General features: G+C 66.5%; 15 protein-coding genes. 7 read left to right on the forward strand and 8 right to left on the reverse strand.

Features of this window, described 5'->3' with window-relative positions:
* Nucleotides 1–39: 39 nt before the first annotated feature.
* Both ACFWPX_RS13960 and ACFWPX_RS13965 read left to right on the forward strand, forming a co-directional pair.
* Nucleotides 40–855: a serine hydrolase domain-containing protein gene (locus tag ACFWPX_RS13960; RefSeq protein WP_378927722.1), complete on the forward strand. Its 816-nt coding sequence runs from the start codon at nt 40–42 to the stop codon at nt 853–855.
* A gap of 103 nt (nt 856–958) precedes the next feature.
* Nucleotides 959–1495 (forward strand): DUF3145 domain-containing protein, encoded by a 537-nt coding sequence (locus ACFWPX_RS13965; protein WP_378927723.1) that lies wholly within the window; start codon nt 959–961, stop codon nt 1493–1495.
* A 64-nt stretch (nt 1496–1559) separates the two neighbouring features.
* On the opposite strand, the gene ACFWPX_RS13970 is transcribed toward ACFWPX_RS13965, so the two are convergent.
* From ACFWPX_RS13970 to ACFWPX_RS13985, 4 genes are all read right to left on the reverse strand, one after another.
* The gene (locus tag ACFWPX_RS13970; protein WP_378927724.1) at nt 1560–2345 is read right to left on the reverse strand and encodes an ABC transporter permease; all 786 of its coding nucleotides are present in this window, start codon (nt 2343–2345) and stop codon (nt 1560–1562) included.
* A complete protein-coding gene (locus ACFWPX_RS13975) occupies nt 2342–3067 on the reverse strand; it encodes an ABC transporter ATP-binding protein (RefSeq protein ID WP_378927725.1) in 726 nt (241 codons plus the stop codon). The genes ACFWPX_RS13970 and ACFWPX_RS13975 overlap by 4 nt, the downstream gene beginning before the upstream one ends.
* A gap of 13 nt (nt 3068–3080) precedes the next feature.
* Nucleotides 3081–3548 carry a hypothetical protein gene (locus ACFWPX_RS13980; RefSeq protein ID WP_378927726.1) on the reverse strand — a complete coding sequence of 156 codons (468 nt, stop codon included), beginning with the start codon at nt 3546–3548 and terminating at the stop codon, nt 3081–3083.
* A 179-nt stretch (nt 3549–3727) separates the two neighbouring features.
* On the reverse strand, nt 3728–4390 hold the full coding sequence (locus ACFWPX_RS13985; RefSeq protein WP_378927727.1) for a transcriptional regulator: 663 nt from the start codon (nt 4388–4390) through the stop codon (nt 3728–3730).
* A 122-nt stretch (nt 4391–4512) separates the two neighbouring features.
* Between ACFWPX_RS13985 and ACFWPX_RS13990 the strand changes: the two genes are divergently transcribed.
* Both ACFWPX_RS13990 and ACFWPX_RS13995 read left to right on the forward strand, forming a co-directional pair.
* Nucleotides 4513–5307: a methyltransferase domain-containing protein gene (locus ACFWPX_RS13990; RefSeq protein ID WP_378927728.1), complete on the forward strand. Its 795-nt coding sequence runs from the start codon at nt 4513–4515 to the stop codon at nt 5305–5307.
* Nucleotides 5304–5654: an XRE family transcriptional regulator gene (locus ACFWPX_RS13995; RefSeq protein ID WP_378927729.1), complete on the forward strand. Its 351-nt coding sequence runs from the start codon at nt 5304–5306 to the stop codon at nt 5652–5654. Before ACFWPX_RS13990 ends, ACFWPX_RS13995 begins: the two co-directional genes overlap by 4 nt.
* A 6-nt stretch (nt 5655–5660) precedes the next feature.
* Here the strand turns inward: ACFWPX_RS13995 and ACFWPX_RS14000 are convergent, their stop codons facing one another.
* A complete protein-coding gene (locus tag ACFWPX_RS14000) occupies nt 5661–6035 on the reverse strand; it encodes a nitroreductase family deazaflavin-dependent oxidoreductase (RefSeq protein WP_378927730.1) in 375 nt (124 codons plus the stop codon).
* Nucleotides 6036–6130: 95 nt separating this feature from the next.
* Here ACFWPX_RS14000 and ACFWPX_RS14005 point away from each other — a divergent pair, with 95 nt between their 5' ends.
* Nucleotides 6131–6784 (forward strand): TetR/AcrR family transcriptional regulator C-terminal domain-containing protein, encoded by a 654-nt coding sequence (locus ACFWPX_RS14005; protein WP_378927731.1) that lies wholly within the window; start codon nt 6131–6133, stop codon nt 6782–6784.
* A gap of 74 nt (nt 6785–6858) precedes the next feature.
* Nucleotides 6859–7269, forward strand: coding sequence for a hypothetical protein (locus ACFWPX_RS14010; protein ID WP_378927732.1), 411 nt, complete (start codon nt 6859–6861; stop codon nt 7267–7269).
* 40 nt (nt 7270–7309) lie between these two features.
* Here the strand turns inward: ACFWPX_RS14010 and ACFWPX_RS14015 are convergent, their stop codons facing one another.
* Entirely contained in the window at nt 7310–8200 is an 891-nt protein-coding gene (locus tag ACFWPX_RS14015) for a ribonuclease Z (protein WP_378927733.1), read from the reverse strand.
* Nucleotides 8201–8315: 115 nt separating this feature from the next.
* Here ACFWPX_RS14015 and ACFWPX_RS14020 point away from each other — a divergent pair, with 115 nt between their 5' ends.
* The gene (locus ACFWPX_RS14020; RefSeq protein WP_378927734.1) at nt 8316–9077 is read left to right on the forward strand and encodes a class I SAM-dependent methyltransferase; all 762 of its coding nucleotides are present in this window, start codon (nt 8316–8318) and stop codon (nt 9075–9077) included.
* A gap of 70 nt (nt 9078–9147) precedes the next feature.
* Here the strand turns inward: ACFWPX_RS14020 and ACFWPX_RS14025 are convergent, their stop codons facing one another.
* Together ACFWPX_RS14025 and ACFWPX_RS14030 are read right to left on the reverse strand one after the other, a co-directional pair.
* Nucleotides 9148–10698: an MFS transporter gene (locus ACFWPX_RS14025; protein ID WP_378927735.1), complete on the reverse strand. Its 1551-nt coding sequence runs from the start codon at nt 10696–10698 to the stop codon at nt 9148–9150.
* Between the two features lie 9 nt (nt 10699–10707).
* Nucleotides 10708–12336 (reverse strand): amidohydrolase, encoded by a 1629-nt coding sequence (locus tag ACFWPX_RS14030; RefSeq protein ID WP_378927736.1) that lies wholly within the window; start codon nt 12334–12336, stop codon nt 10708–10710.
* Between the last annotated feature and the right edge of the window lie 182 nt (nt 12337–12518).

Below are 12518 nucleotides of genomic sequence, written 5' to 3' on the forward strand. Positions count from 1 at the left end.
GGTGTCCTCGATCGTAGCCGCGTCTCGTACGCTGCCGATATGCGATCGTTGCAGCAGGTTCAGCACTGGCCGGTCAAGAATGCCGCCGCCGCCGTGGTCACCGCCGACGGTGCGTCGACCATCGGCGACACCGAGCGGGTGTTCCGGCTCGCCTCGGTCACCAAACCGCTCGTCGCCTATGCCACGCTCGTGGCGCTCGAGGAAGGGGCGGTCGAACTCGACCAGCCGGCGGGTCCACCCGGCTCGACCGTGCGGCATCTGCTCGCCCACACCTCGGGCGTCGCGTTCGCTACTCCTGAGGTTCTCGCCGCACCCGGCGCCCGCCGGATCTACTCGAGCGCGGGCTTCGAACTGCTCGCCGATTTTCTCACCGACCAGACCGGTATCGAATTTCCGCGATATCTGCGCGAGGCGGTCTTCGAGCCGCTCGGCATGTCCACGGCGGTCCTCGACGGTTCCGCCGGCCACGCGGGCAGCGCCTCCCTCGCCGACCTCACGCTATTCGCCACCGAGTTGCTGACACCTCAATTGATATCTCGGCAAACCCTGGACGACGCGACCTCGGTGCAATTCCCCGACCGCGACGGGGTCCTGCCCGGATACGGCTCCCAGCGACCCAACGACTGGGGATTGGGATTCGAAATCCGCGACGGGAAAACCCCGCACTGGACGGGCTCAGCCAATTCCGCCCGTACCTACGGGCACTTCGGTCAGTCCGGCACGTTCCTCTGGGTCGACCCGGAAATCGGAGTGGCGACAATCGCGTTGAGCGACGAGAATTTCGGTGACTGGGCCAGAACAGCGTGGCCGAAATTCAGCGATTCCGTTATCGCAGAGACACATAACACGCAGTAAAGTAACACGTGCAACACCGCACACTTCAGTACACTCGTGCCACACCAGACCACGACGGGCCGTTGGGGAAGACGTTCCTTGTCGAGGCTGGAGGTGTTGGTAAGTGCGCGCATCGAGTCAGTTCGCTGACGCGACGGCGGGTGTGGTCTACATCCACTCATCGCCCGCCGCGTTGTGCCCTCACGTGGAATGGGCGCTGTCCACCGCACTCTCGTCGCCCGCGAAATTGCGCTGGAACACCCAACCGGCCGACGGACAACTCCGCGCCAGCAGCGACTGGATCGGCCCGGTCGGCACCGCGGCCCGGATTGCCCAATCATTGCGCACCTGGCCGGTCCTGCGCTTCGAAGTCACCGAGGACCCGAGCGAAGGCGTCGACGGCGAACGCTACAGTTTCGTCCCCGCCCTCGGTCTCTGGCACGGTTCCACCGGCGCCAACGGCGACGTGATGCTGGGCGAAATGCGATTACGCGCCTTACTCCAAGCCGCCAAAGAACTCGACGTCCACGGAACCTTCGACCTCTCCACCGAACTCGACCTAGCGCTCGGAGCGCCATGGGATGAGGACCTCGAGGCGTACCGGCAGGGAACCGATTGTGTGGGCGCGGAAGTCACCTGGTTGCGACGGGACGTGGGCTGACCTGCTGGTCCGGGGCTGCGCGGGACGTACTACCTGCGGGCGCAGATAGTACTTCGATCCGCGCTCACCACCGGCGACGATTCCGCTGCCCTGCCAAGAGGGCGATCACGAAGATCGCCACGGTGACCGCGAGGAAGTAGGCGAGGGAACCGTTGCGGCCGAAGCGCGGGAGGAAGGCCAGTTCCTGGCCGGTGGCGGCGACCGCGTTGAGAAACGGTGCGTAGCCCTGCAGGGTGTAGCCGTTGGGGAGCAGGCTGATCGAGTTCTCGCCCACATATACCCAGAACAGCAGGGCGGCGATCGCCGCGGGTGGGGTGCGGATCACCGATCCGGCCGCGATCCCGATGCCGCAGGCGGCGAAGGCGTAGATCGGGACGGTCCACAGGAAACGCAGACCGGCCGGGTCGTCGATGCGCACCTGTCCGTAGACCTGGGGAAACAAGCTCGGGAGCACGGTCAGGACGAGGGTGAGCAGCACGACGGTCGAGACCGCGGCGATAGCGCCGTAGAAGATCCATCGCGCCAGGGCGGCGGTCCACGTCCGGGGGAACAGAAAAGCGTTGAGGTCGCGGATGTTTCCGCGCAATTGGGTGGCGTGGGCGAAGGCGGCCGTCACCATCATGATGCCGGTCGCGAGCGTGATCACCCAGTAGACGGCGTTGGTGGTGCTGACCGAGGTCACCTGCAACTGTCCGGGGATGGCGGCGAATCGTTCTGCGACAGTGGCGATTCCGAAGGTGATCAGCAGCGGCAGGGCGATCGTCAGCGGAACGGCGACCGTCCACAGAAAGCTCCGTCCGCTGGTCCGCGTCCACTCTGCCGCGATACCGCGGGCCAGCGGGGTGGTCATAGCTGCGTTTCCTTCACGAGGGCTGCCCCGGTGATGCTCAGGTACGCGTCCTCGAGTCGGCCGCCGCCGTGATCGTCGAGGAGCTGGGGTAGTGGTGCGTCCGCGAGGACCCGACCGGCACCGAGAACGACGACGCGATCGGCATTGCGCTCGGCTTCGTCGAGCAGGTGGGAGGTCACCAGCACGCAGGTGCCGGCGTCGGCGAGCTCGCGCAGCAGCCCGCGCATCCAGTGGATCCCCGCGATATCGAGGCCGTTGAGTGGTTCGTCGAGCAGGATGGTCCGCGGCGAGGACAGCAGGGCGGCGGCGATGCCGACCCGCTGGAGCATGCCGAGCGAATACTGCTCCAGCCTGCGGTCGGCGACCTCGGTCAGGTCGGTGGTGTGCAGCACGTCGTCGACTCGACTCGCCGGGAGCCCACGGGCGCGGGCGATCCAGCGCAGATGTCTGCGGGCGGTATGCCGGGGGTCGAAGGCCCGATGATCGAGATGCATGCCGAGCCCGGCCGGGGTGGCGCGACCGGACCGCACGGCGGTGCCGTCGACTTCGATGGTGCCGGTGGCGGGCCCGATGATTCCGCAGACGCAGCGCAGCAGCGTGGATTTGCCGGTGCCGTTGAGCCCGAGCAGGTAGGTCACCGCCGCGTCGGGCACCGTCAACTCGGGAACCTCGAGCACCGTGACGTTCGCGTATCGCACGGTGAGGCCACGTATTTCGATCATTGCCCCAGCACCGTCAGAAGTTGCAGGGGATCGGCAGGCCCACGGTCTTCACGCCGGCGCACAGCGAGTTGTTGGCCAATTTCCAGGTGCCGTCGATGCGCTTCCACGTCACCTTCATGGTGATGCTCGGGCGTCCGGCGGAGCTCGAGTGCAGGATCGCGGTGTGCTCGTTGCCGCTGTGGGTTTCGGGCCCGGTCACCTCGTTCCAGCCCAGCGGTGCGCGGAACAGGCCCAGGTTGTAGACGGTGCGCGGCACGACGACCGCGTTGGCGCCGCCCTCCAGATTCACGGCCTTGGCCTCGTCGGACGCCCCTGTCTCGACCAGGAACCGGACCTGCTCGTTGAGTTCGGCCAGGCTGGGAACCTCGCTGGTGATACGGAAGCTGCCAGGGTCGGCCGCCGCGGTCGGGGCGGTCACCAGGACCGTCGCGGCGATGGCGGCGAGCGCGCCGACACTCCTGAGGATCGTGCTGGTGATCATTTATTCACTCCATCGGGTGACCGGAGTTACACTCCAGATTTCTGGCAAAATCCCAGTTGATGGCAGTAAGTTAGCCTAGCCTTACGGCATCGGTCAAGATTCATTTAAATAAGGTCGGCCGCGGATCATCGGGATCCGGGCGAGCATCGGGAAGGGTGGTGAGAGTGGCAGCGCAGGGCTCAGCGCGCGAGCGGCGCCGACTGTGTCGACCTGGTGCTCAGCCGCAGGGTGACACCGCAGTCGCCGTTGGTGTCGGGTCGGACCTCGACCGCGAATTGCGAAGCCAGCGCGGGCGAATTCCGCTCGAGAATCCGCTCGATCATCCCCTGCTGGAGACCGATCACGATCTCGGGCGCATCGCGCGCGATGCGCCGCAGCGGGCAGTTGCACATCTGGATCTCGTGGGTGCCGAAACTCGACACCGCCGAGGACACCTGGAAGCCGAGCCGGGTCAGCGTCGTGGTCACGACCGTGACCGGATCGGGCAGGTCGGTGGTCGGCTCACCGACATCGGTCAGGGTGTCGGCCCACATTCGTCCCGCCGCAGCGGCTTTCGCGCGCCGGGCCTCGGTGGTGTCGCCCAGCTGTGCCAGCAGGGCGGCCAGTACCGGCGCGGTGGGATCGGTGCCGACCGCCACATAGCCCTTGCGTGGACGACCCACCGTCTCCGACGGCAGCCACGTGCCCTCCACCCGGCCCGCATCGATCAGCGCGTTCAGATGAAAGCGCGCCGTGGTGATGTGGATGCCGAGCGCCTGGCTCACGACCGGCGCGTCCAACGGTTCGAGGGAATCACGCACCAGCGCGAACACTCTGTCCCGCTGCCGGGGTGTGCTGACCATCGGCGCTCCTCTCGCGCCATGACCGGCGCCGATCCGGTCCGGCGACGACCACCTGACGACATCACTTCTCGCTTGATTGTAGGACTGCCGCATCCCGCGGCCGAACCGACGGGAACACGCCTGTGAATACCCCACTGCCCTTCGACCACCGCGACTCCGCGCACATCCCCGGACACTGGCTGCTCGCCCGCCTCGGCAAACGCGTGCTGCGCCCGGGTGGGATCGAGCTGACCGAACGCATGCTCGACGCCGCGCACCTGCCCGGCGCGGACGTGGTCGAACTCGCCCCTGGTCTGGGCAAAACGGCTACCGCCATCCTGGGCCGCGTCCCGGCCAGCTATCGCGGCGTCGAAGCCGACGCCGCCGCTGCCGCCCGCAGCGCCGAGGTGATCGGGACCGCCGGGACCGTCACCACCGGGGACGCCGCGGACACCGGTCTGGCGGCGAGCTCGGCCGACGCGGTCATCGGCGAGGCGATGCTCACGATGCAAACCGACCCGCACAAGTCCGCGATCATCGCCGAGGCGTTCCGCGTGCTCCGGCCGGGCGGGCGCTACGCCATTCACGAACTCGCGCTGACCCCGGACGATCTCGACGGCGGCATCAAGACCGAGATCCGCAAGGCGCTCGCCCGTTCCATCAAGGTCAACGCGCGGCCGCTCACCCGTGCGGAATGGACCGACCTGCTCACCGCGGGCGGATTCGAGATCGAGACAGTCACTTTCGCGCCGATGGCGCTGCTGCGACCACGCCGGGTGCTCGCTGACGAAGGCCTGCTCGGTACCGCCCGGATCGTCCGCAATGTGCTGCGCGACCGTTCGGCCAGGCAACGCGTCCTCGCCATGCGCGCCACCTTCAACACCCACCGGCGCGCCCTCGTCGCCATCGCCGTCGTCGCCAGGAAGCCGAACGCATGACCACCGAGACCAGCACCCCCATCGCCACCGGCACCACCGCATGGCAGCCCAAAGACGGCGACCAGCCCAACGCGCAGCGCATCCTGCACGGACCGGGAATAACCCTGGTGCGCATCAGCTTCCGGCAGGGTCAGGTGCTCGAGGAGCACCGCGCCCCCGGTCCGATCTTGATCAGTTGCGTGTCCGGAGTCATCGATCTGGACGTCACCTCCGGTGCGACGACGCAGGCGCACCGCCTCGAACCGGGAACCACGATCTACATCAGCGGCGGTGATCCGCACCGGCTCGTCGCGCGCGAAGACGCGGTTGTGCATGTCACGCTGCAGCGCAACGTGTCGACCGAGTAGGCGTTCTCAGTCCGCGACCCGGTCCATCCGGAGGAACTCGGTGATGCGGAGCAGCTTCGGTGGTCGGGCGACGTCCGCGGGAAGTGCCTGGAAGGCTTCGTCTTTCCCGACGATGCGTGGTGCGGTGAGGGCAATTTCGGTGCCGTCGATCCGCAGTTGCGCGCTGCCGGCGGCCAGGATGTTCTGCACCCAATCCGAGGCCGATCCGTAGACGAGAACGAACAGGTAGCCGCTCTCGACGGGGTGGGCATCGAGTGGGGTGCGGTAGGTCGCTCCCGAGGTGCGGCCGGTGTGGACGAGGACCGGCCATTTTCCGCCTGCGACGGCGCGGGGGTTGAAGAGGCGCTTGTTGATGTGGCCCCACCAGATCGGCATAGGCATGGGGTGCTCCCTTGTTCGGGCCGGGCGTGGCTTACACCTGTAAGGCTGACTTACAACTGTAAGCTTGTCAACACTTTCGTCACCGAGGAGGTCCCATGCCCGTACGGCAACCGCTCAGTCGCGATCGTGTGCTGGATGCCGCGATTCGGGTCGCTGACCGTGGGGGAGTCGAAGCCATCACGATGCGGCGGGTGGCACAGGAGTTGGGAGTGGAGGCGATGTCGCTCTACAACCATGTGCCGAACAAGGACGCGATCCTCGACGGCGTTGTCGACGCGGTGTTCGCGGCGATCGAGTTACCCGAGGCGGACTGTGCTGATTGGCGGGATGCGATCCGGGGCCGGGCTGGCTCGGCGCGTTCGGTGCTGGCGCGACACAGTTGGGCGCTCGGGCTGATGGATTCCCGGCGGAATCCGGGATCGGCGACGCTCTGCCATCACGATGCCGTCCTGGGAGTGCTTCGGGAGGCCGGGTTTTCGCTGCCGATGGCCGCGCACGCGGTCTCGCTGATCGACAGCTATGTCGGCGGGTTCGTCCTGCAAGAGGCGAACCTGCCCGTGTCCGTGCCGGCGGACGTCGAGGATGTCGCGGGCGGCATTCTCGCGAACCTGCCGACGGCCGAGTTGCCCTATCTCACCGAGATGATCGTCGACCACGCCCTGCAACCGGGCTACGACTACTCGGGCGAGTTCGGTTTCGGTCTGGATCTGATCCTGGATGCGCTCGAAGCGCGCCGGGGTCAGCGCTGAGGCGCCAGCCCCCGATTGCTGGGGCACCGCTGTCCTTGTGCCGGAATCTGTTGTCGTGCAGCATCAAACATGTGATGAACAGACGAATTTCTGGAGCATTCCTGGCCGTATCCGCCGCCGTGGTCGCATTCGGTCCCGTCGCGCCCGCGGGCGCGGCCACGCCGTTCGTAGCACCCGAGATCAGCTTCGCCGGTACCGCGGCGGGCACCGTCACCGCCACCCTGCGCAACCCGAATGATCGGGGACAGTGCTGGGCCGAGGCGGGCGTCGGCCCCGAGAACAACCACGTCTTCTTCGGTGACAGCCAACCGGAATCGCTGGCCGACCCCGGCAAGACGGTCGTGACCTCGCTCGACGGTCTCGAGCCCGGCACCACGATCACCGCACGCGGTGGCTGCGTCAACGGCGCCGAGTTCGCGTTCTCGGAGCTGGTCACGGTCAAGGTTCCGACCGCTACTCCGTCGACCGGAAGCTTCGGCTTCTAACGGATTCGCCGACAGCCGCAGCGGCATGCTGCGGCTGTCTTCAGCTGTCCGTGCGTCGTGCGGAGAGGGCGATGCGGTCGAGATCGTGGGCGAGGACGGCGCCGGGAAAGGCTGCTTGTTCGGTGAACAGGTAATCCTCACGCTCGGTGTAGCGCTCTGAAAAATGGGTCAGCACAAGTGTTTTCACGCTGCAAGCGCGCGCTACCTCGCCCGCCTGACGGGCCGTGAGGTGGCCGCGTTCGTGCGCCTGATCTGTCTCGGAGTCGAGGAAAGTGGACTCGATGATCAGCATGTCGACGTCGGCCGCGAGCTCGAAGATGTTGTCGCACAGGCGAGTATCCATGACGAAGGCGACCTTCTGGCCGGGTCGCGGTGCCGAGCATTCCGCCAGTAGTGGTCCAGACAGCTCGCGGATCGCGGCGCCGGAGATGCCGTGCTCACGCAGTTTCTCCGGCAGAAACGTTCGGCTGTCCGGTTCGGCGAGGCGGTAGCCGTAGGTGGGGATGCTGTGGTCGAGGGGGAGTGCGGTGAGGGTGAAACCATCGCCTTGCAGCGTTTCGCCGGGGCCACTCACCGGGTGCTCGACGAGACTGGGCGAGCCGTAATAGCTCGTCGCGTACCGCAGTCGCTCCCAGTACTCGGCGCTCTCTGCGGGGTAGACGGCGTGCACATCATGGGGCACTCCGTCGCGACCCAGCCGCTGCACGATGCCGGGAACGCCCAGCGAGTGGTCACCGTGGAAATGGGTGACGCACAGCCAATTCAGTTCGGTCGCGGACGCGCCGGCGTGGGCCATCTGCCGCTGGGTGCCCTCGCCGGGATCGAACAGCACGCCCTGCCCGTCCCAGCGCAGGAGGTAGCCGTTGTGGTTGCGACGGCGGGTGGGCACAGCACCGGCTGTGCCGAGGACGACGAGTTCTCGTGTCGACATCGACCCATCCTGGCGGGTCGTCGCGTCGCTGTCACGTCGCCGCGATGGTGAGATGGACGGAGTGCGTGCCACTCGCCCAGGCTCGCGCCGATGCCACAGCTTCCGGAGGACGACAATGGATCTGTTCGAGTACGACGCCGAGCTACGTCTGCACAACGCGCACTTTTTCGCCGCCGCGCGATTCGGTGCCGCTGATCGCGTGCTCGACATCGGTTGTGGCACAGGGCAGACCACGCGGGAGGCGGCCCGTGCTGCCGTCGACGGGAGTGCGGTCGGGGTCGATATCTCGGAGGTGATGCTCGAACAGGCGCGTCGGATCAGCGACGACGAGGGGCCGTCGAATATCAGTTTCGAACTCGCGGACGCACAGGTAAAGCCTTTCCCGCCAGCGTATTTCGACATATGCATCAGCAGATTCGGTGTGATGTTCTTCGCCGATCCGGTCGCGGCGTTCACCAATATCGCGCGCGCACTGCGTCCCGGGGGTCGTCTCGCGTGGCTGGTCTGGCAAGGCCATGACCGCAATGAATGGGCATCGGAGTTCAGCGACGTCCTCGCCACCGCGATAGCTACGCCCGGTCGCGGGCCGTTCTCACTCGCCGACAAGGCCGTCACCGAATCCATGTTGGCGACAGCAGGTTTCACCGATATCGAATTCACCGACATCGACGAGCCCGTGTACTACGGCCCCGACAGTGCGGCCGCCTACGACAACCTGCTCCGCCTGACCGGATTCACAGCCTTCCTCGCCGACCTCGAGCCCGCGAAAGCCGAGCGAGCCCGTGCGCGGCTGCACGAGACCCTGGCCGACCATCAGACCGACAGCGGCGTGTACTTCGACTCGCGCGCTTGGCTCATCACCGCTCGTCGTCGGTGAGTAGTGGATGAGGCTGCGCGCAGGGTGATGTAGCAGTTTCGGTTCGCGCAATCAATGCGGGGTTGCGGCCTCATCCGTCGTTTTCCTCGGGCCGCAACAGAATCACCGCGACTGCGATGGCTGCGAGCGGCACCGACGCCATGACCAGGCCCAACGTGTGTATGGCGCCCAGCATGCTTTCGGTTGCGCCTTCGACAACCGCCCGGGCTCGCTCCGGATCCAGGACGTTCGTTCCACCGCTGCCCGCGGTCGTCCCGCCGTGCGCCACGCGCAACGCCTCTCGCGCCTGTTCTTCCGTGATGTCAGTGCGCGCGAGCTTTTCCCGCCCGTCCTGAAGGAACATCGTCGTGCCGATGAGCGCGAACAGGGTGGGTCCGAGTGAGTACGCGGCTTGGCCGGTCGCGGACTTCACGGCCGACACCGCTCCACCGAGATCGGCCGGCGCGCTGCTCATCATGATCGTGGACTGTGGCGTCTGGACAACCGCCCCGCCGACGGAGACGAGGGCGACCGCCGCGAACAGCACGATCATCGGGGTGTGCTCGCCGAGAGCGGTCAAGACGAGCAAGCCGGCGAGCAGAACCACCAACCCGGTGACGAGGACGGTTCGATCCCCGAAACGACCCGCTGCCTTACCGGCACCGGTAGCTGCGAGCGCCTGCATGATCGTCGCGGGCACCAGGAGTAGCCCCAGCATCGCCGGCGACTCGCCGCGGATCGTCACGAGGTAGTACGCGAACAGAATCGTGCATCCACCGGTGAGGAAGTTGTACGTGGCACCGGCGCAGACCGCGACCGTGAACCGGGTCGAACCGAAAATGCGCAGATCCACAGCGGGAGTCGGCGTGTGCAATTCACGCCAGCCGAATACGGCGCCGGCGAGGGCACCGATGGCGAGCGGGACGATGGTCCCGATCTTCAGTCCTTCGGCGAGGCGCGAGATGCCGTAGACGGTGCAGAGCAGCGCGGCCGCGACGAGCGCGAGCCCCGCCAGATCGAGCTTGCGCTGTGCGCGCAGAGTCTCCGGTACGAACCGCAGGGTGATGACCAGCGCTAGGACCGCGACCACCGGCGTGACAAGGAATCCGGCACGCCAGCCGAAGTGCTCGGCGAGCATGCTCCCGATCGCAGGCTGCGGAGCCGAGAGGGCGAACGCCGCTCCCAGATACCACGCGATCGCGCCTGCGCGCCGGTCGGGAGGGAACACGTCGTTCACGATCGCCAGCGACAGCCCGAGCAGGAGGGCAAAGCCCACACCGGCGCCCGCGCGGGCGACCATCAACGTCCCTGCGTTGGGCGCGGCCGCCGCGACCAGGTTGAACACGATCGTCGAGAGCAAGCCGACGACGAACAGGCGCCTCTTACCGAAGCGGTCACCGAGCGCACCGGCACCCAGAACGGCGGCGGCAAGGGTGAGCGTCGCGAGACTCGCGACAAAACTCGCTGTGCTGCCGGTCATTCCGAGACCGGCACGCACCTGCGCGATGTCGGCGGAAAGAATCGTCGGATCCGCATTCGCGATGCTGAACCCCAGCCCCATCGCGACAACTGTCATCGTTGCCGCGAGCCCGGTCACCTGCGGTGCGTGCACCACCGACCCGGAGGAGTCCACCGAGGCCATCGCTGTTTCTCAGTGCGTGACGAGCGCTCGGCCGTACACCTGCTGCCCGGCGAGGAAAGTCGCGCGGACCTCCAGATCGGCTATCTTTTCCGGCGGCACTGTGCGCGGATCGGCCGAAAGCACCACCATGTCGGCGTACTTTCCGACTTCGAGAGAGCCGATGATGTCGTCGGCGAACAGCTGATACGCGGCGTCGATCGTTTGCGCGCGGATCGCTTGGTCGACACTGACCCGCTCCTCGGGACCGATTACCCGGCCGCTCGGCGTGATGCGGGTGATCGCGACGCTGATGTTGCGCAGCGGCTCCTCGGGCGTCACCGGCGGATCGTTGTGGAACGAAATCCGCACGCCCGCAGCAAGGGCGGTGCCTGCGGGCATCCAGTGCGACCCGTGTTCGGGGCCGAACAACCCGTCGACGATGACGTCGCCCCAGTAGTGCACTTGGTCGACGAAGATACTGCAGGTCACGCCCAGGCGCGCGGCTCGCTCGAACTGGTCGGGCCGCATCGCGCCGACATGTTCGAGGCGCAACCGATGGTCCTCGCGCGGATGTTCCCGCAGCACTTCCTCGTACACGTCGAGGATCGTGTCGACACCGGCGTCTCCTTGCACGTGGCAGGCCATCGGCCAGCCGAGCGGGAAGTAGGCGCCGACGATCTCGCGCAATTGGTCCTTGGTGTAGTTCGCGTGGCCGCACGAGCCCGGTGTGACGCCGATGGTCCGTACGTCCGGCGTATCGAGATAGGGGAAGGTCAGATCGATATTGCCGATCCACGGTGACCCGTCGACCCAGATCTTGATGCCGACCTGACGAACCATGTCATCGCCGTTGACCGGGACCATGTCGGTCTTCAGCGCGGGGTTGGAAACCTCGTATGTACGGATCCGCACAGTCAACGCACCGGCATCACGCATGTCGTCGAGTACTGAGCGGAACGCCGGGGTGAAGGCCATTTCCGAACACGTGGTCAATCCCGCTGCGTTCAGCCGGGCACATTCGGCGCGCAGCATCGACGGGTACATCGCTTCGTCGCCGATCGCGGATCGGACCAGCGGGAATACCGCGCCGGTTTCGTAAGCGGTGCCGTCGAGTTCGCCGTTCTCGTTCCTGCCGTAGCGGGCACCCGTCGGGTCGGGGGTGTCGCGCGTAAGCCCGGCTCGCCGACCGGCAACCGAGTTGAAATAGCACAGATGTCCTGAGTTGTGCACAATGACCAGCGGTGTATCCGGAGCGATCGAGTCGAGCCACGCGAGCGTCGGCGCGGGGAGACCGTCCTGCAACAACGCGTCCCAGCCGATCAGGTACGCGCCGTCGTCGCCGCGCTCGGCCACCGCGTCTCGGACGGCGGCAACGACATCCTCGGCATTGCGCACGGTGACCGGTCGGATGTCGACCATACGGTCGGAAAGAACGATCGCCTCCATGAGTGGGTGACCGTGTGCCTCGATCAACCCCGGCATCACGCACCCGTCGCCGAGGTTTCCGACCTGGGTGTCCGTTCCGATCCAGTCTTCGACCTCGGACCGACTCCCGACGGCCACGATGCGCCCGTCTCGAACGGCGATCGCCTCTGCTGTCGGGTTCGCTTCGTCGACGGTCAGGACCGTGCCCAGGATTACGAGATCAGCAGACGACATGAGATCCTCCGGCAACTGATGGTGCGGGGAATGGTGTCAGCGCGTACGGATCTCGAGTATGCCCCTTCGCGATGCCGCCCGAAAACCGACGGGCCGCGAAGATACCTTCTTGTCAATTTTGGCGACAGCAGGTTCACCGATGGCGGATGTGGCAGGTCAGGTGCGCGCGGATGTCCGGTCGA

The organism is Nocardia sp. NPDC058518, assembly GCF_042719655.1.
Lineage (GTDB): Bacteria > Actinomycetota > Actinomycetes > Mycobacteriales > Mycobacteriaceae > Nocardia.